The organism is Chitinophaga sp. 30R24 (assembly GCF_049056765.1).
In the GTDB taxonomy this organism is placed as follows: Bacteria; Bacteroidota; Bacteroidia; order Chitinophagales; family Chitinophagaceae; genus Chitinophaga.
Genome location: NZ_JBJGXX010000005.1, coordinates 47,893 through 67,294, shown reverse-complemented (window position 1 = coordinate 67,294; position 19,402 = coordinate 47,893). Strand labels below are relative to the sequence as shown.

The 19,402-nt window shown below is 44.2% G+C and carries 17 protein-coding genes; 6 read left to right on the top strand and 11 right to left on the bottom strand.

All coding sequences use genetic code 11. The features are described from left to right. Nucleotides 1-246: 246 nt before the first annotated feature. Nucleotides 247-1,218, bottom strand: a complete 972-nt coding sequence (locus ACDQ55_RS13515) for an oxidoreductase (protein WP_420981930.1) — start codon at nt 1,216-1,218, stop codon at nt 247-249. 305 nt (nt 1,219-1,523) lie between these two features. Here ACDQ55_RS13515 and ACDQ55_RS13510 point away from each other — a divergent pair, with 305 nt between their 5' ends. Both ACDQ55_RS13510 and ACDQ55_RS13505 read left to right on the top strand, forming a co-directional pair. Beyond that, on the top strand, nt 1,524-4,583 hold the full coding sequence (locus ACDQ55_RS13510) for a triple tyrosine motif-containing protein (RefSeq protein WP_420981929.1): 3,060 nt from the start codon (nt 1,524-1,526) through the stop codon (nt 4,581-4,583). A gap of 48 nt (nt 4,584-4,631) precedes the next feature. Next, the gene (locus ACDQ55_RS13505) at nt 4,632-5,300 is read left to right on the top strand and encodes a response regulator transcription factor (RefSeq protein WP_420981928.1); all 669 of its coding nucleotides are present in this window, start codon (nt 4,632-4,634) and stop codon (nt 5,298-5,300) included. A gap of 261 nt (nt 5,301-5,561) precedes the next feature. On the opposite strand, the gene ACDQ55_RS13500 is transcribed toward ACDQ55_RS13505, so the two are convergent. Then, on the bottom strand, nt 5,562-5,711 hold the full coding sequence (locus ACDQ55_RS13500) for a hypothetical protein (RefSeq protein ID WP_420981927.1): 150 nt from the start codon (nt 5,709-5,711) through the stop codon (nt 5,562-5,564). A gap of 332 nt (nt 5,712-6,043) precedes the next feature. On the opposite strand from ACDQ55_RS13500, the gene ACDQ55_RS13495 reads away from it, so the two are divergent. The 4 genes from ACDQ55_RS13495 to ACDQ55_RS13480 are packed head-to-tail and all read left to right on the top strand — an operon-like array spanning nt 6,044 to nt 11,798. Next, nucleotides 6,044-7,951 (top strand): DNA topoisomerase IV subunit B, encoded by a 1,908-nt coding sequence (locus ACDQ55_RS13495; protein WP_420981926.1) that lies wholly within the window; start codon nt 6,044-6,046, stop codon nt 7,949-7,951. A 12-nt stretch (nt 7,952-7,963) separates the two neighbouring features. After that, a complete protein-coding gene (locus ACDQ55_RS13490) occupies nt 7,964-8,848 on the top strand; it encodes a DUF1835 domain-containing protein (protein WP_420981925.1) in 885 nt (294 codons plus the stop codon). Further along, entirely contained in the window at nt 8,845-9,249 is a 405-nt protein-coding gene (locus tag ACDQ55_RS13485) for a hypothetical protein (protein ID WP_420981924.1), read from the top strand. Before ACDQ55_RS13490 ends, ACDQ55_RS13485 begins: the two co-directional genes overlap by 4 nt. Nucleotides 9,250-9,266: 17 nt before the next feature. Then, nucleotides 9,267-11,798: a DNA gyrase/topoisomerase IV subunit A gene (locus ACDQ55_RS13480; protein ID WP_420981923.1), complete on the top strand. Its 2,532-nt coding sequence runs from the start codon at nt 9,267-9,269 to the stop codon at nt 11,796-11,798. 68 nt (nt 11,799-11,866) lie between these two features. Here the strand turns inward: ACDQ55_RS13480 and ACDQ55_RS13475 are convergent, their stop codons facing one another. From ACDQ55_RS13475 to ACDQ55_RS13435, 9 genes are all read right to left on the bottom strand, one after another. Continuing rightward, on the bottom strand, nt 11,867-12,292 hold the full coding sequence (locus tag ACDQ55_RS13475; RefSeq protein ID WP_420981922.1) for a hypothetical protein: 426 nt from the start codon (nt 12,290-12,292) through the stop codon (nt 11,867-11,869). Nucleotides 12,293-12,713: 421 nt separating this feature from the next. Further along, on the bottom strand, nt 12,714-13,667 hold the full coding sequence (locus tag ACDQ55_RS13470; protein ID WP_420981921.1) for a hypothetical protein: 954 nt from the start codon (nt 13,665-13,667) through the stop codon (nt 12,714-12,716). Between the two features lie 26 nt (nt 13,668-13,693). Beyond that, nucleotides 13,694-14,215, bottom strand: coding sequence for a D-glycero-alpha-D-manno-heptose-1,7-bisphosphate 7-phosphatase (locus ACDQ55_RS13465; protein ID WP_420981920.1), 522 nt, complete (start codon nt 14,213-14,215; stop codon nt 13,694-13,696). Nucleotides 14,216-14,222: 7 nt separating this feature from the next. Further along, entirely contained in the window at nt 14,223-14,924 is a 702-nt protein-coding gene (locus tag ACDQ55_RS13460; RefSeq protein WP_420981919.1) for a nucleotidyltransferase family protein, read from the bottom strand. Continuing rightward, nucleotides 14,921-15,499, bottom strand: coding sequence for a D-sedoheptulose-7-phosphate isomerase (locus tag ACDQ55_RS13455; RefSeq protein WP_420981918.1), 579 nt, complete (start codon nt 15,497-15,499; stop codon nt 14,921-14,923). The genes ACDQ55_RS13460 and ACDQ55_RS13455 overlap by 4 nt, the downstream gene beginning before the upstream one ends. A 26-nt stretch (nt 15,500-15,525) precedes the next feature. Further along, a complete protein-coding gene (locus tag ACDQ55_RS13450; RefSeq protein WP_420981917.1) occupies nt 15,526-16,551 on the bottom strand; it encodes a dehydrogenase in 1,026 nt (341 codons plus the stop codon). 134 nt (nt 16,552-16,685) lie between these two features. Further along, entirely contained in the window at nt 16,686-17,816 is a 1,131-nt protein-coding gene (locus ACDQ55_RS13445; RefSeq protein WP_420981916.1) for a glycosyltransferase, read from the bottom strand. 31 nt (nt 17,817-17,847) lie between these two features. Continuing rightward, nucleotides 17,848-18,846 (bottom strand): glycosyltransferase family 2 protein, encoded by a 999-nt coding sequence (locus ACDQ55_RS13440; RefSeq protein ID WP_420981915.1) that lies wholly within the window; start codon nt 18,844-18,846, stop codon nt 17,848-17,850. Between the two features lie 22 nt (nt 18,847-18,868). Beyond that, nucleotides 18,869-19,399, bottom strand: a complete 531-nt coding sequence (locus ACDQ55_RS13435) for a DUF4199 domain-containing protein (RefSeq protein ID WP_420981914.1) — start codon at nt 19,397-19,399, stop codon at nt 18,869-18,871. Nucleotides 19,400-19,402: the final 3 nt, after the last annotated feature.

Sequence of the window (19,402 nt, the reverse complement as noted above, 5' to 3'; positions counted from 1 at the left end):
ATCTCTGGTAATGCTCTACCATGGTCTTAAATTACATAAAAAATCATAGTAGCAATAGTAAATTCGCGTTAGATGTTGATATTTCTGCGTTTACCTTATAAATTTATTGCTTTGCAAAAAATACTGCAAAGTGAATAAATTACTTATTAACTTCATATCAATAAATTTACTTTTTGCTTTAACCTATTTTAATGGGTGCGCCTTTCTAGGGGCACCTTTTTAGCTATTAGCACCAGCTAATAGCCACTAGTGGCTGTTAGTTTCCACAATGCCAATATCACTACCTGCCAGGTACACTTTTGTTCCTTTCCTCGCCTTTACGGTAACGTTAAACCCTGGGCCAATGTTTGACCACGTTTTACCGCCGTCTGTTGACACGTCGGTGCCGGTAGTACCTGTGGCCACCAGGGAGGAGGAGCTGAGCCAGGTAACCCCTGAACGGTATCCGTAGGGGGGTATAACAGGGGCATACCAGGTTTGGCCGCCGTTATCGGTTAGCACGCAGTTGCCCTGCCTGGCCGTGTCGTTTTTATAATCGCCACCAACGGCAATCCCTTGCTGTTCATTCCGGAAGGCAATAGAGAACACGCCGACGCTGGGATAGCCCTGGACTACAGGAATCGTATAGGACTGCCAGTTAGATATTGACATAAAAAGGCGTGCCACTTTTCCACCGGTAGCGAAATATACTTTTTTGCCAGGCAGCGTCACCAGGCTACTATTGCTGGCTGCGAAGAGGGCTTCTCCCGGTTGGGCAGCAGGCTGGGAGGTGATAGGATCTTCCTGCCAGGTAAGGCCCCCATCATAGGTACGTATAATAGGAAAACGCTGCTGTAGCGGATCTCCGATCGCGATACCTTCTTTGTCATCAAAAAATTGCAGGGCGTCGAAGAAAATGCCTGGGCGTAGATCGCTAAAAACAGACCGCCAGGAGGCGCCGCCATCGGTGGTCAGGAAGATTTGGGCAGGGGAACCAGCGTTTAATACCACGGCTTTATCGGCGTTAAAAGCATAAAGGGAACGCCAGTCGCAACTATCACAACCAGCTATCTGGTGCCATTGCCAATGAACGCCGCCATCGGTACTCCTGCCTACCTGTCCACCCGTACCAGAAGCCCAAAGCACTTGGTCGGTTACCACGCTAAGGCCCCGGATACTTTTAACCGGCGTATGAGAAATGATCTTTACCTGATAATGACCAGTTGTTTTTTGTGCCATAACCGTTGTGAAAACGGCCAGCAAGCTGCTGCATAACAGTAATCCGATTTGGCTTATATTGCGCCACAGTAAAGCATTTTGCATAAATTTACCAGAGTAAGTTTTTTTCATCGTTTAAAAGCAGATCATTTATTCTCAATCTCTTAACAGGAAGAAAATTACAAAATAGCTACAAAGTGTGACACAGATTTATATATTTGCAAGATTCCTAACCTGCTTACTTCAATAACAATATTATAGTGCATCAACCACTTCGACTAAAATTGCTCGTCCTGTGCTGCTTGTGGGGGATCTTCTCCGGGAGGTTGTGTGCACAGGACAAGCCATATATTTTCGACAGCTATAGCGTTAATGAAGGACTTTCCCAAAGTACTGTATTCGACATTACCCGCGACGATCAAGGATTTATGTGGATCGCCACAAGGGACGGCATTAACCGTTTCGATGGTTATACCTTTAATGAGTACCGCTACAAACCCAGCTCCCTGTATAAAGCCGGAGAAGGCAGGGGGGAATTAGTGCCCCGGGGGGCTTCGGGGAACCTGGCTGTGATTAACCGGTTCGACCTCAAAGGATATAAAGGTTTTTCGTTTTATAAAGACAGCCACCAGCAATTACTGCTGGTACATAACAATGGCATCAGTATTTACGATAAATACCGTAATAATTTCCGTACCGTGTTGGAAGACACCTCCAATGTAAATGCCAGGGAAAGAGATGGGGACGCAAAATTCAGGATATTGGGGGAAGATGCGGCTACTAATACCCTGTGGGTATGGCGTCCTGTGAAAGGATTGTATGTGTTGGACAACACCACGTATGCTATTCGTCGTATCATCCTTTATCCGTCTCAATTTACACAAAAAGATATTTTGCCGACTACGGTAATAAAAGATGGCAATACCATTTGGATGAATGGGGAACAGGGAGAGCTATTGTCGTTGAACATTAAAAACCTGCATTTATCCACTTATTGTTTGCCTGGTATAGGCGACAAACCGTTGCTCCGGAACCTCAACGCAGACTCTATAATCATTGTTAGCGCCGGGCATATTACGATCTTCAATAAAAAGCGCAACAAGTTCAGCGACCTGATCTTCGACATGAAGAATGAGAAGAATGAACCTTTTATCCCGGCTGTTACGGAACTGGATCAATATGGGAACGTATGGATTGGCGGCAGCGACGGCATACTGATCTATAGCATTGCCAGGAATGAAATACTGAGGCACATTGTTAGCTTTAATACCTTTGAAACCCGCTCCTTCAACAATGTTTCTTACCTGTATCGGGATATCTCTGATAATATGTGGGTAGGTACCGATGGAGACGGAGTTAAGAAATATTCTCCCCATAAAAAAGTATTTAACCTTTACCGTTCTCCTTATATTACCCATAATATGGTACAGTCGGTGTACAAACACGACGATGGTAAGTTGTATGTAGGGCTTATGCGGGACGGTTTAAATGTGTATGAGGATGGTGGCCGTTTTCTGGAGCGTATATCCAACGAATTGTATCCGGGGAAGTTTCCGGGCAATGATTTGGGGGCTATTTGCCGGGAGAATGTGGATCATTTGTGGTTGCATTTTGCAGGTATGCATATAGGATTGTTTAATGTACAAACAAAGGGTTTCCAGGACCTCACCAGTAAGGTAATGGCTTTAGGGTTACCGTACCAGCATGATCCATTTCCTTTTCTCTTCAAGCGTACCAATGGAGAGCTGTATTTCAACTATGGCAGTTATCTCCTGCAATTTACGGATACGAACAAGGGGTATCGTGTGGCAGTAGTGCATTATTTTACGGAGGAGCAGCTGACCTGCTATTTTGAAGATTTCATGGGTAACCAGTATGTGGGTACTAAATCGGGGCTGTATGTAAAGGGCACCGCGGATGCCCATTGGAAGTATGTAACATTGCCTGCCGGCACGATGGTAAAGTCTATTAATAAAAATGCACATAAAGAGTTGTTGGTAGCTACCAATAAAGGGTTATTCGTAATGGACGAAACCAACAATATTAAGCGGCATTATAACAGTTATGATAATCCCACGTTGATCAATGATTACATGTATGGAGTATTATTGGATGATAAAGATAAAATTTGGGTCAGCCATAATAAGGGGTTATCGCAGATTAATCCGTTAACAGGAGAGATCACTACTTTTAATTATGAAGATGGGTTACAGTCGAACGAATTTAATACAGGTGCTTTTTACAAATCGATCGACGGGGAGTTGTTTTTTGGTGGGATACGTGGGGTGAATGGTTTTTATCCAAAGAATTTCCGGGATAATTTATCTAATACTAAGGTGATTATCCGCCGGATGGAAGTATTGGACAGGCCTTATGAGTCGGATACGGCGGTTTCTTTGCTGAAGAAAGTGGAGCTGGCTTATAACCAGAATACTATTGCGATTGAATTTGTGCCATTGGAATATACCAATCCGTTAAAGAATAAGGTGCAATATAAGCTGGAGGGGGCAGATGAAGACTGGCTACAAGCGGGTACATTCAGGATGGCGCGTTATACCAATTTGCATCCGGGCAGTTATATTTTTAAGGTAAGAGGCTCTAATAACGATGATATCTGGAGCACTGTGCCTACCACGCTGGAGATTGTAGTTCGGATACCTTTCTGGCAGTCGTTGTGGTTCCGGTTTTTATTGTTGTTATTATTATTGGGTATCGCCTATTATTTTTCTACCCTGTACCTCGATTATAAGATCCGGCATGAGAAATTAAAGTTAGAAAAAGAACAGGCAGTAGATCAGGAGCGGGCGCGTATTTCCAGTGATATGCACGACGATCTGGGATCGGGGTTATCTACCATCAGGTTATTGAGTGAGGTGGCAAAGCGGAAGATACAAGATACTTCCCAAACGCGGGAAATAGAGCGTATATCTGAAACCGCGGGAGAGATGGTAGACAAAATGAGTGAAATCATTTGGGCCATGAGTTCATCCAACGACTCGCTGGCTAACCTGATCGCCTATATGAGAAGTTTTGCGGCAGAGTTTCTGGAGCATGCGCATATCAGTCACCAGTTTTATATACCTGAAACTATTCCTAATATCAAATTGAGCGGTGGTACCCGCAGGAACATTTATCTGGCGGTAAAAGAATCGTTGCACAACGTAGTAAAGCATGCAAAGGCTACAGAAGTGATTGTGGAAGTAAAGGTGCATAAGAATATGACCATTATGATCAAAGATAATGGAGAGGGCTTTGACCAGGAGAAAGTAAGGTTATTTGGTAATGGATTGAAAAATATCCAGAAAAGAATGATGTCTGTAGGCGGAAATGCAGATATTACTTCTAACAATGGAACAATAGTTTTTCTCGATATCCCACTAAATTAACATACATTTGTTTTTCGTAACATCTAAGTGTTATAATTGCTTTTAAAGATGACGGTATACTCAAAGAAGAAGTCCCAGGATAACATGGATACTATTACTATTGCGATAGTGGAAGACAATCATGATATCAGGACGGCAATGGAAATGTTGGTCAATGGTTCTGATGGTTATGCCTGTGTGGGGACCTTCAATAATGCTGAAACCGCGTTGGAGCAAATCCCTCAGCTAATGCCCAATGTTGTGCTGATGGATTTTAATTTGCCGGGCGGTATGAATGGTATCGAATGTATTGCGCAGTTGAAGAGAGATCATCCTGATATGCAGTTTATGATGCTAACTGTGTATGAAGATGATGATAAAATCTTTATGGCATTGGAAGCGGGTGCGAGTGGGTATATTCTCAAGAAAACCCCTCCAGGTGAGTTGTTGGAAGCAATCCGTGATTTGTATGATGGTGGTTCTCCGATGAGCTCACAGATAGCCAGAAGGGTAGTCGCCTTTTTCCAGAAACAGGCCAAGCCCAATCCCGCCCTGGAAGCTTTAACTACCCGCGAAAAAGAGATTCTTGACCAGTTGTCTAAAGGATTCCTGTATAAAGAGATCGCCAGCAATTTGTTTATCAGTATTGAAACAGTAAGAAGGCACGTACATAATATCTATGAAAAGCTGCATGTGCGCAGCCGAACAGATGCTGTCAATAAATATTATAACCGGTAAAAATAAGGTTACCTGATTTACGGATATCCATAAATCGGGTAACCAGTAATTTAATAGTGCCCCGCCCCTTGGTTGCCTTTTAATAATCTGCAATAGCCGTCAGCAGGCAGGTAAGCCGGAAAACAAACCAGTTTTCACAGCATAAGGATATAATCGGTTAATAGGATACAATTAAGTATAAGCATATACGCTCCCCAACGACTTGGCCAGGCTGAAGTAACTTGCTGGATGATCGTAATAAAGCCGTTGCGGATAGGATAATTAGCGCATCATCTGCCAGGAGTCGAACTTCCTGATCAGTTGCAGGAGTTTATTCCCGATACGGCTTTCCTGTTCTTTTTTAAGGAGGTAAGTAGCGATGAGCGCGGCTAAAATTACTGCCGAAAGCAGTAAGAGGAATAGTATTTTCATAAGGACATAGGTTAGGTTTTCTCTAAAAGTTGACGTATGTAAATATAGATATTTTTTTGATATAAGTAAATCGTTACATTAAATTTTTTCATTTTCTGCTTAAAAACCCTGGAATAAGCCTTGTTTTTATTAACTTTCCAAAGACATGTGCTTTTAATTAAACCCTTAATACCTGATTATCAAAATTATAGGCATATTGTATAACTTATACTTGGGATGATTCCCCGAATCCTTTATTTTTGCCAGTAATCTGATTTTGCTAAAAGATTTAGTATCCTTGCAAAATGATGATGCCTGGTTGGAACATTAGTATTTAGGAAATTTTAATATATATGGCAAACACGGACAAAACGGATAACAAAGATCTATTTGCTGCCTATACGGAAGACTCTATACGGTCGCTTGACTGGCGTGAACATATCCGTCTACGCCCGGGGATGTACATTGGTAAGTTGGGCGACGGCGCCAGCATGGATGATGGTATTTACATTCTGCTGAAAGAGGTGATCGACAATGGTATTGATGAACACACCATGGGTTTTGGCAAACAGATAGATATCAAGGTAACCGAACACAATGTAACCGTCCGCGATTTTGGGCGGGGTATTCCTTTGGGGAAGGTAGTAGATGTGGTGAGCAAGATCAATACCGGCGCCAAATATGATAGTAAAGCATTCCAGAAATCAGTAGGGTTAAATGGGGTAGGTACCAAGGCGGTAAACGCCTTGTCTAGCTACTTCCGGGTACAATCCGTCCGTGATGGCCGCATGAAAGTGGCAGAATTTGAGCGGGGTTTATTAGCGAAAGAGCATAAGGAAGCTGCTACTGCCGAGCCTAATGGTACGGTAGTCACCTTTACTCCTGATGATACCGTATTTAAGAATTACCGTTTCATCCCGGAATTCCTGGAAAATCAGATATGGAATTATTGCTTTTTGAATGCTGGTCTTACGATCAGCTTTAATGGCAAGAAATATATTTCAAAGAATGGGTTGCTCGACCTCCTGCAACGAAAAACCAATGAGGAAGATCTCCGGTATCCTATTATTCACCTGAAAGGGGAAGACATAGAAGTGGCCATTACTCATGAAAGCCAGTATGGGGAAGAATATTACTCTTTCGTAAACGGTCAGCATACCACCCAGGGGGGAACGCACCTGGCAGCTTTCCGTGAGGCCTTTGTGAAAACAGTACGTGAGTTTTATAAGAAAGATTATGAAGCCACCGATATCCGTGCTTCCATCTGCGCTGCTGTTTCCATAAGGGTGCAGGAGCCGGTATTTGAGTCGCAAACCAAAACCAAACTGGGTTCCCAGGTGGTATATGAAAACGGTCCCTCTGTAAAAGCATTTGTGCTCGAATTCTTAGCTAAACATTTGGATGATTACCTGCACCGTAACCCGGCGATTGCGGACGCCATGAAAAAGCGGATCGAACAAAGTGAGCGCGAACGTAAAGAGCTGGCGGGCATTAAAAAATTAGCCAACGAGAGGGCCAAGAAAGCGAACCTGCATAACCGTAAATTGCGCGATTGCCGCTTGCATTTAAACGATGAATTGACCGGAAAAGATAAAGTAGAACAGGAGGCACGTCGCCTCGATTCTACTATCTTCATTACGGAAGGTGATTCTGCAAGCGGTTCTATCACCAAGTCCCGCAACGTGGAAACCCAGGCGGTGTTTAGCTTACGGGGTAAACCGCTGAACAGCTTCGGGCTTACTAAAAAGATCGTGTACGAGAATGAGGAGTTTAATCTCCTGCAACATGCCCTGAATATAGAAGAAGGACTGGAAGGGTTGCGCTACAATAACATTGTAGTAGCTACCGATGCCGATGTGGACGGTATGCACATCCGTTTGTTGGTGCTCACTTTCTTCCTGCAGTTCTTCCCCGACCTGGTGAAGAACGGGCACGTATATATCCTGGAAACACCGCTGTTCCGCGTGCGGAACAAACAGCAAACCATTTATTGCTATAATGAAGAAGAGAAAGGAAAGGCAGTAAAGAAGCTGGGTAATAAGCCTGAGATCACCCGCTTTAAAGGGTTGGGTGAGATATCTCCGGATGAATTTGGCCGTTTTATAGGGGAAGATATGCGTCTGGAACCGATCATCCTATCAAAGGATATACATATCCAGAAGTTGCTGGAATATTATATGGGCAAGAATACCCAAACCCGTCAGGAATTTATTATTAATAACCTGCGGTACGAAAAAGATTTAGTGGAAGAAATTGTGTAAACGGGTAATTTAATGGGCTTAACACATATTGTTTTTGGTGAAGCGTCTGTACCAGTATTAACAGCAGCAATAGCAATGGATGAGCAGATGAGTGGCGATATCCTTTGTTTTGCAGATGATCTGTCAGTAGGACCTTTATTTATCCTTGATACCAAAGAAGGACAGGCAGGCCGCAAGCAGTTCTGGTTGCAGTTGTCGGGAGCAGCAGTTCCCCAGCCTGTTGTAGAAAATGAATTGCCATTAGAGCCTGCTATTGTGCCTGAACCAGAAATGGAAATACCAGGAGATGCAGATCGTTTTAAGGCGCTGAAAACCTTGTTAAAGGAAGTGCCTGAACAGGAAGTGTGGATATGGGCAGGGCAGAACGCGAGGGATGTTTGTGGATATTATTGGCTAGTTAGCCAGTTATATGATTTTGCCGGCCGCATTCATATTATTTATCTTAATAACCTGCCTTTCCTGAATGAGAAAGGAGCCGTATTTTATCCTACTCACTTGCATCAGATTTTACCTAAAGAATTTCTGAAAGCAAAGAAACTGGCACGCGCTATTTCCCTGGCTGAATATGAACTGGATGGAGAAGAATGGCACCGGCTTATGAATGAAAATGCCGGTATCCGCTTGCTGGAAGGAGGAAAGAAGCTGAAAGGCGAGCCCGCCGGGTTTTATGATAAGGAATTGGTAGCGCAAGGCGGAAAGGAATTTATAAAAGCCTGGCGTATAGTGCAGCAAGTAACAGGTAAGCTTAAGTATCCTGTAATGGACCAGTTCCTGGGCTGGCGGTTGAAAGAGTTGATCAGGGAAGGGAAACTGGAAAGCAGGGGAGAGCTGAAAACGATCCGTGATTTTGAAGTGAAGCAACCTGGTGAAAACACGGAAAATCCTGCAACCCTATGATAAAAGTTACCCCGTTGGAGCAGATGGGAGCTGATGACCGTGGCAGCGGCTATTTTTGGGATTGCTCCCGTACCGGCAATTTCCTGTTATGTTACCGGAATGCCGGCAGCAGTAGTGGTGAGCATTACCATGAAGGTAAGCGCAACAACAAGCATCCGGAAGTCCTCTATTTGTTTACAGGTAAAGTAGCCTTGCATTGGTGCCCGTTGGGTGGAAAGGAGATCGTGATAACGGAAATCGATGCACCAGCCCGTTTGGAAGTGCCAGTCAATGTTTGGCACCAGTTGATTGCCATCACAGACTGTTGCTTTATTGAACTAAACACCCTGGAAGATGTGCAGCAAGACAGTGTGCGTATCTGGCGGGAGGATTTTGAAAAAATGATTAATGTAAAACCGTAAGTGTATTATACATGGACATGGAAAATAAAACACCAGACGAATCTCTGCACAATGTCACCCATGTAGGCGGCATGTATGAGAGCTGGTTCCTGGATTACGCCTCTTATGTGATCCTGGAGCGGGCGGTACCCAGCATAGAGGATGGATTGAAGCCCGTACAGCGTCGTATCCTGCACGCCATGAAAGAAATGGATGATGGCCGTTTTAACAAAGTGGCTAACATCATCGGGCAAACGATGCAGTATCACCCACATGGAGATGCTTCTATCAGTGATGCTATCGTAAACCTCGGACAGAAAGAACTGTTGATCGATACCCAGGGTAACTGGGGAGATGTAAGAACCGGCGATGATGCGGCTGCCGCCAGGTATATTGAGGCACGCCTCTCGAAGTTTGCACTGGACGTAGCTTTTAATGCTAAAACCACCACCTGGCAGCTCAGCTACGATGGCCGTAAAAATGAGCCATTGGCCTTACCGATGAAGTTTCCGTTGCTGTTGGCACAGGGAGCAGAAGGTATTGCTGTGGGGCTGTCTACTAAAATATTACCACATAATTTCTGTGAGCTGATCGAAGCTTCTGTGAAATATCTGCGGGGCAAAAAATTTGAATTATATCCAGACTTTGCCACTGGCGGCATGATTGATGTTGCCAACTACAACGATGGTAAACGTGGGGGGAAAGTACGTGTGCGGGCACATATTGAAGAGAAAGATAAAAAGACGCTCCTGGTTAAAGATGTGCCTTATGGGATTACCACCACGCAGCTGATGGAGTCTATTGTAAAGGCTAATGATAGCGGTAAGATCAAGATCAAGAAAGTAGTAGATAATACCGCCGCAGAAGTAGAGATAGAAGTACAATTGGCGCCCGGTATTTCCCCGGATATTACCATTGATGCCTTATATGCTTTCACCGATTGTGAAATATCTATTTCTCCCAATGCCTGTGTGATCATAGAAGATAAGCCGCATTTTATTACGGCCTCCGATCTGTTGAAATCTTCTGCAGAATATACCAAAGACTTGCTAAAACAAGAGCTGGAGATCAAGCTGGCCGAGCTGCAGGATAAATGGCATTATACCTCCCTGGAAAAGATTTTCTTTGAAAAAGGTATATATAAAGAGCTGGAGCAAAAGCATAAGGACTGGGAAACAGTGCTGACTGCAATTGATAAAGGATTTTCGCCGTACAAGAAACAATTGAAGCGTGAAATTAGTCGCGAAGACATTGTAAAACTGACAGAAAAGCCTGTTCGCCGTATTTATCGCCTGGATATCAATGAGCTGAATGAGCAGATCAAAGGTATTGAAGGAGAGATCAAAGAAGTGAAGAACAATCTCGCTAACCTGGTAGATTATACAGTGGCGTATTATGATGGTCTCCTGAAGAAATATGGTAAAGGGCGCGAGCGTAAAACCGTTATTAAAACCTTCGATACTATACAGGTAGCCCAGGTGGCTATTGCCAATACCAAAATATACGTTAACCGGGCAGATGGATTTATAGGTACATCCCTGAAGAAAGATGAATTTGTGGCAGATTGTTCTGATCTCGACAATATCATTGTGTTCCGCCGGGATGGTAAAATGTTGGTGACTAAGGTGGCCGATAAAACCTTTGTAGGAAAGGATATTATTCACGTAGATATTTTCCGTAAGAACGATGAGCGTACTACCTACAATATGATTTATGTAGAAGGTAAAACCGGCGTTAGCTATGCCAAACGTTTCAATGTTACCGGAGTTACCCGCGACAAGGAATATGATCTGGCACATAAAGGAGAAAAGAATTCCAAAGTCCATTATTTTTCTGCCAACCCTAACGGGGAAGCAGAAGTGGTGACCATTAAACTGAGTCCGAACTGTAGTGCACGTAATAAGGAATTTGATCTTTATTTTGAAACCATCGCGATTAAAGGGCGCAATTCCATGGGGAATATGGTAACCAAATACCCTATCCGTGGCGTAAAGTTCAAAGAAAAAGGCGTATCTACTTTAGCAGGTCAGAAGATCTGGTACGATCCGGAAACCGGCAGGCTTAATACAGAAGAAAGGGGAGTGTATATTGGCGCTTTTGAAGGAGAAGACAAGGTGTTTGTTGCTTTTAAGAATGGTACTTATGAGTTGACCAACTATGATCTTACCAACCGCTATGAATCCAGCGATGTGGTATATATAGAGAAGTTCAATCCGGAAAAAATTGTGACGGCGATTTACTTTGATGCAGATAAGAAGCAATTTAACGTAAAGCGTTTCCGTATAGAAACACAAACGCTGAATAATAAATTCCTTTTCATCAAAGAAGGGGCAGCAAACTATCTGGAGATGGTAACTACTCATACGCAGCCTATTATATTGCTGAAAACAGGAAAGAAACGCAGTCCGGAAGAGGAGGAAATAGATCTTTCTGAATTTGTGGAAGTAACCGGTTGGAAGACTGTAGGAACGCGGATTGCAGGGGAAGACCTGATTAGTGCGGAATTATTATCGGAAGATGAAGATCCCGATCCGAATGATACCACTGGTACACAAGGAGAGTTGTTTTAAACAATAAGTAATACTAAAAAAACGCCCGGTAACCTCTGGTTACCGGGCGTTTTTTTAGTATTACTTTATCAGACCTTCCCTCCCAGGTTCTTAATAACCGTTTCCAGGAAGTTAATGGTAGCCAGGTAGGCTTCCGGTGTTGTGCCAGCTAATATTTTCTGCTTGTTTTCTTCCTGAATAACCGAGATCTGTTTGTATTCCTGTGCGCCAAGGTCGGTAAAGGAATAGTTACCCTGATCTTCGTTGATCCATTTGCGGTATTCCAACATCTCCATTATTTCATCGAGCTCCGTTCTGGTCAGGAATCTGGACACCTGGTGGTAAAATAGGTCTTTACAGATTTTTCCATGGGTATCGATATTCTTCAGCACTTGCCAATGAAACCGGTTAATGCCATAGGTTTCAAACGTATTATTGATATTTTGGGTGATTAAAGTGTCGGCCTCTTTAAGGTACCAGCCAAAAGGCAGCTTATCAGCTATTTCCGATTGCATTGTTATCGTTTTTAATCTTTTATAGGGGTAGTGATTTCTATCATGAAGGTATCATACTGGATATAAAAGCCAAAATTTTTTCTCATAGTAGTTGGCGCTTGTTCCGGCAGGCTGCCTCCTTGTTGTAGTTAAGGTAGGTTTCAAAGAGGTTACGGAGTATCCGCTACATCTTTCACGCTGAGATTTAAGTGATTGAGTTGCATGTTAAAATAAAATAATAAATGAATGTTCGCTCTTTTATTGCACAAAGATAAGAGAATGAACGTTCTTTTAATGAAAAATTTTTTCTTAAAAAAGAAGCATGCTTGCTGTGCCTTTAACAGGGGATCTCCGCAGGTGTTTTCAGGCCTGCGGAATCCGGGGATAGGAAAATTTCTCTGGAAATATCATCCCCGCGTTTTTCAAGAATGCTTGGCCGGGATCATTTTTTAGGGTTGCTCTCTAGGTAATCTTCTGCAGATTTTGGGTGGGTCATGCTTTTTTTCTTCTGATCCAAGGGGAGGGGGGCAGGAGCACCCTGACCTAATGGGATGGCATCATGAAAGATCTTGTTCACATGCACCCATTTGCCTGCCTGCCATTTGAAACCTTCGTAATCCATGTCAGAAACATAGGTGGATTTTTTCATTGGCTCATTGGTTTCAGAGATCAGGTGATCAAACACAATCATGCCCAGTTCTTTATTGAAATTGAGGGTAGCAGTACCTTCTTTTTTGTATTCAATTATAAAGCGGTTACGTACCGGCGTTGGTATGCTGTCTTCTGCAAAGCTGAATAGGGTGCCACCTAATACCGGCTGACCGTTTTTAAAGGTCAGCATTTCTATTATTTTCTTCTGGCTGCGTGGGTTATTGGCATCCCAGCCAAAGAGCGTATAATATTCCTGATTAAAATAGTGCCGGTGTATCACATTATAATAAAGGCAGCCATACCAGGACTTATTATCCGTAATGGTATCTGTATTGGTCATGTAATCAGAGGCGTCTATCAGGGGAAAGAGTTTTAATTGTCCATCGGAGGTATTCATTTGTATGGCGCCGTAATGACGGTAAAAACCGTTCTCATATTCCAGGGCCCAGCTAAAGATGCGGAAAGCGCTATCCTGCGGGTATTGTATGGAAACGGTTTTGAGGGAATCGAACGGAAAGCGGAAGGAGTATTTTACTTTCAGCGCCCTTACCAGGGTTGGAATAAACTTATCTACTGCCTTGCTACGGCTATCATCCCCTCTTCCGGTAAATATTTCCTGGCTGAGCTGTTGCAGGCTGTCTTGGGAATGTTTTAGCCGGTTAAGGTCTGCAGCATCAGGTTGCTGTGCATAAGTCAGTAGCGTTGTGGTAATCAGGAGCAGTGACAGGATTATTTTTTTTGCCATATCTATTATACGGTTCTGGGAAAAAATTATTGTATAGCCAGTGCAAACTGCAGCAGGTTTTGGTATCGATGATCTATAAGTGGATGTGGAAACGCTGTTTCTGGTTGGGTAGACGGAATGAATACCGTTTGCATGCCCAGGTTTTTGCCGAATTGCATGTCGCCCAGGGTATTGCCTACCATCGTAGCGTGGTGGAAAAGTATATCCGGGAAATCCCGTTGCGCTTGTAAACCCATGCCAATAGCTGGCTTACGGCAAGGACTATCATTGTTGGTATCAGGGCAGAAATAAATTTGATCTATCCGGCCACCATGTGCAGTAATGGTACGTAGCATTTGTGCATGAATTTCATGGAGCCCGGCAGTGGTGAGCAGGCCCCGCCCAATGCAACGTTGGTTTGTTACTACGATAATACGGTTGAAGTGCCTGGCTAATATAGGCATGGCCGTTAGCACTCCTTCGCTGAAGTGGAACATATCTGGGCGAAGTACGTATCCATCGCGAACCTCATCATTTATCACCCCATCCCTGTCGAGAAATAGATCCATAAGCATATTAGCTTTTTGCGCCCAGGTATAGTTGAGCGGCTGTATAATCTTCGGGAATCCCGATATCAATAAAATAGGTATCACTGATAAACCCGTAGAAGTTACCAGTAGTTACACCCGGCTCCAGCACAGCTTTCTCGAAGGAAAATATTTCCGGGAGTGCCAGGCTGCGAAGAAAGTTGGCGGTGGTGAAATAAATACCTCCATTGATCAGGCCTTCCCCGCAAAACTGTTTTTCATGAAAAGCGTTGATCCGCTGTGCTGCATCCAATTGTATACTGCCATAGCGGTCGAACTGTTTCATCGGTTTAAGGGCCAGTGATAATGCTGCCTGGTGCGTAATATGAAATTGTTGTAATGCAGGCAGGTCTACCTCGAAATAGGTATCTCCATTTACAATAAACAAGTCGTTGCCTTCCAGGGTATGCAGTGCATGTAGTATGCCGCCGCCAGTGCCTAATGGTTCGGCTTCTACGCTGAAGGATACACGTAATGGCAACGCGGTATTATTGCACCAATCGATCACTTGCTCAGCAAGGTAGCCGAGCGAGAGTACAGCGTGGGTAATGCCTTGTTGGTGCAGGTATTGCAACAGGTAATATAAAAAAGGGCGATCGCCTACGGGGGCCATGCATTTAGGCTTATCTGCTACCACACTGCGGAGGCGGGTGCCTAGTCCACCGGCAAGTACAATACATTCACGGTTCATGCTCCGAACAGGTTATTTTCTACTATTTCACAGATGATATGTCCTATCAGGATATGGGCCTCCTGTATGCGTGGCGTATCGTTGGATGGCACATTGATCAGGTAATCGCTGCCAGCTTTCATTTTACCCCCAGTGTTGCCGGTCATGCTTACTACGATCATGCCTTGTTCTTTAGCTACTTTGATGGCTTCCAGGATATTGGCAGAATTACCGGAAGTGGAAATGCCTACCAGCACATCTCCCGGCCGGCCTATTCCCTTAAGGATGCGGGCATACACCTGGTCATATCCGTAGTCGTTTCCTACAGCAGTGAGATAGGAAGTATTGCAGTGCAAAGCTTCTGCGTACAACGGGTTACGGTCTTTATAAAAACGGCCGGAGAACTCTGCGGCCAGGTGTTGGGCATCGGCAGCGCTTCCCCCGTTACCGCAAAACAAAATCTTATGGTCTGCTTGTAAGCTTTGGGTAATCGTTGCTGCTACCGCCTTTATGGTGTCCAGTAAAGGTTCATCCCGGCAGATCGCTTCCTTTACGGCAATGCTTTCACGGATCTTGTTGACAATATATTGTTTCATCAGCAGATTTTTTGATTTATAATCACCTAAATGCTCCAAGTTTGGATACCATTGTTGGTAAAGGTATAGCGTTTTACATCTCCCCCAAAGCCACCAAGTGCATCTACCACAGCAAAACGGGTATTTTTAGGGCAATAAAAGATCATAAATCCGCCGCCGCCGGCTCCTGAAATCTTTCCTCCGCTGGCCCCGGCCTTACGTGCAGCTTCGTAGATTTCATCCAGCTGTGGGTTGGTGATGCCTTTTGCCATCTTCTTTTTATATTCAAAGCCGTAGTCCAATATTTCCCCGATTTTGTCTATGGTGCCACGGAGCAGTGCTTCTTTCATCATCACGGCTTGTTCTTTCAGGTGATGCATCGCTTCGATCGAATCGTCCTTTTTCTCTGTTACGTTTTTTTGTTGTTCAGAAATGATGGTAGAAGATAACCGGCTGGTAGATGTGTAGAACAGTACCAGGTTATTTTCCAATTCGTGAAGGTATACTTCTTTAATACGGAGGGGGTTTACAATCACTTTATCCCCTTTGTAGAATTCCATGAAGTTAACGCCGCCAAAGGTAGCAGCATATTGATCTTGTTTACCTCCTGCCTGCTGAAGGTCTTCCCGCTCTATAGAATAGGCAAGATGTGCCAGGTCGTATTCTCCCAGGGGAAGTTTCAGCCATTCGGCAAAAGCGCCCAGTACGGCTACTACCAGGGTAGAAGAGGTGCCCAGGCCAGATCCGGCAGGCGCGTCTACAAAGGTGGTGAGCTTAAAGCCAGTTGCAGGTAAGAGGCCGTAATCTTTTTGGATGCGGTTTACCACGCCCTTTAGGATATCCATTTTGCCATCCAGTTGCATGGGATAAATGGCATCGTAGGTAGCGTTTTCTCTCCTGTCGGCGCAATCAAAGATGATCTGCCCGTTCTGCAGCGGCTCTATGGAAGCACGGGCATACAGGGAGATAGTGGCATTGAGAATGGCGCCGCCGAAAAGGTCCGAGTAAGGACTTACATCTGTGCCTCCACCGGCAAGGCCTATACGTAAAGGTGCTTTGCTTCTGTAAATCATATTAGCTGTCTGCTTTTAGCTTTTAGCCTTTATGGCTAAAGGCTAAAAGCCTGATTGTTGTTTTGGTTACGGTATTCCTGCATTCACCTGAAATGCTGGCTGCTATGTTGTTTTCAACCACTAAACGCGGAGGGCTATTTACTTAGCTCCTTGATCTCTCCGACTAGTCTGGACCAGGAATATTGTTGTTTTTCCTGGCGTAGGGCTGCCACCATATCAGCTTCCCGGTTTTCTACAAAATATTTTTCGATAGCCCCGGCAATAGCTGCAGGATCAGGTGTTGCCTGGAATCCCACTACGCCATCTGGCACCATTTCTACGAGTCCGCCCACATTGGTAACCACCATAGGTTTTTCAAAATGATAGGCGATCTGCGAAATGCCACTTTGGGTAGCGCTTTTATATGGTTGTACTACGAGATCTGCTGCGCAGAAATAGTTTTTCACGGCATCATTGGGAATAAAATCGGTGTGCATGAGCACCCGTTCTCCCAGTTGCAGTTGAGCTAACAATTCCTGATAGGGAGCTGGATCTTCGTAATATTCTCCCGCAACGATGGCGTGTACATCCAGTTTTTTCAGGCGTTCGTCTGCCATGGCTTGCAATAATAAGTCCAAACCTTTATACTGGCGGATAAAACCGAAGAAAAGAATATAGCGCTTACCGGGAGCGAGTTTTAGCAGGGTGCGGGCCATCTCTTTCGGGATTAGCGCACCATAGTTATCGTAAATGGGATGTGGGATGAGCGATGCTTTTTTATGTGGTTCAAATACCCGCAGATCATTGAGCACCGATTGGCTCATGGCAATGAAAGCATCTACCGGTTTCAGAAAATATTTGGTAAATACGACATCTCCTGGCCGTTTTTCATGGGGTACTACGTTATCCAGTATCGCAATTACTTTGGTATGTTTACGTTTTCCGAGCCGTAGTAAGGAACCTAGTGCAGGCCCCATAATGGGTAACCAGTATTTAGTAATAATGATATCCGGATTCATTTTCCGGATCTTGCGCCCTGTGATCAGCCAGTTCAGCGGATTTACAGCATTAATTAGCCGGCGGATGCGTAGGTGTTGAGGTGGCGGGTCGCTCGAAAACTGGCTTTTACCGGGAAAGAAGAATTTGGGATACTGCAGGGTAAATGTCCATATTTCCACGTCGTCTGTTTGTTGCAGTTCTTCTGCTAGTCGCTCGTTATAAGCAGCCAGCCCACCCCGGAAAGGGTAGGCTGTACCTAAAATAAGTATTTTCTTTTTGTTAGACATAGATGCAAATTAGGAATACTGAATTACGGGATTAAAGCAGTCGGTCTTTTAATACCGGCGCTTGTATGATATTATCCGTAACAGGTTGGGCATGGTTCATCCGTTCTTCCACCAGGTAGTGATTTCTTTCGGAGGCATTGCGGGTCACCAGTTCACCGATAAATCCGGTGAGGAATAGTTGGGAACCGATGATCATGCAGAGCAATCCGAGGTAAAAGAGCGGCCTGTCTGTCATATTTACTTTATAGAAAAAGATTTTAGCGATGGCCAGGTAAGCAGCAATCACAAAACCTATAAAGAAAGAGAGTACGCCCAGGGCGCCGAACAGATGCATAGGACGTTTACCGAATTTGCTGATAAACATGATAGTGGCCAGGTCCAGGAAGCCGTTGATAAAGCGTTCCAGCCCGAACTTGGTCACTCCGTATTTACGGGCGCGGTGTTCTACTACCTTTTCGCCGATATTGCGGAAGCCGTTCCATTTAGCAATAACGGGGATATAGCGGTGCATTTCTCCGTATACTTCTATGGATTTTACCACTTTTTTGCGATAAGATTTGAGGCCGCAGTTCATATCATGCAGCTTCACGCCGCTCATGCGGGTGGTAGTATAGTTATATAGTTTGGAAGGCAGGTTTTTAGTAATGGCATTATCGTACCGTTTCTTTTTCCAGCCGCTTACCAGGTCGTAGCCATCTTCCACGATCATACGGTACAGTTCAGGTATTTCATCCGGACTATCCTGCAGATCTGCATCCATGGTGATCACCACATCGCCTTGTGCGGCGGCAAAGCCCTCGTTGAGGGCGGCAGACTTACCATAGTTGCGTTGAAATTTAATGCCTTTGATATGGGGGTTTTTAGCGGCCAGTTGCTGGATCACGTGCCAGGAGTCGTCGGTGCTGCCATCGTCTACCATCCACACTTCGTACGTAAAATGGTGTTCGTCCATCACTCGCTCAACCCATGAGATCAGCTCTGGCAAAGATTCTTCTTCGTTTTTTAAAGGAACGATTACGGATATGTTCATTTTAATAGAATAGTATTATTTATTAGATCCCCTGGGACGGTTTTTTACGGATAATTACAGCAACGATAGCAGCTATCACAAAGTAAAAAATAATTCCTTTAAGGAAATCCATGAAAGACTTGGCAAAGCTTACATTAAAGTCGGTTTTGCTGAGTTCATCCAGTTGCTTGTCGATTTCCTCCTGAGGCGCTTTAAATTTGTGCATCCATTTAGCTGTAGAGTCCAGGAGATTCTGCTTTAAGGCATCTACCAGCTGGGGATCTATAAATTTATAGAGGATGTATTGATAAACTGTAATGATTGCGGTGCCTATAATGAAGGCGGTAAATACCGGTTTCAAGGCATCTTTAAAACTGATATATCCACCCAGTTCCTTCTTCTTTTCTTTTCCTGCTAAAAAAGCCACTACAATAAAAACGGTTAGTTGCAGCAGGCTATTCCACCAGGAAAACAAGACAGACGGTCCTGCTACATAAGTGAGTACATTGAGCAGTACCAGCAAGATACCCCCTATTATTCCCCATTTAATGCCTGGGTTAGTGCTTTGTTGCATATA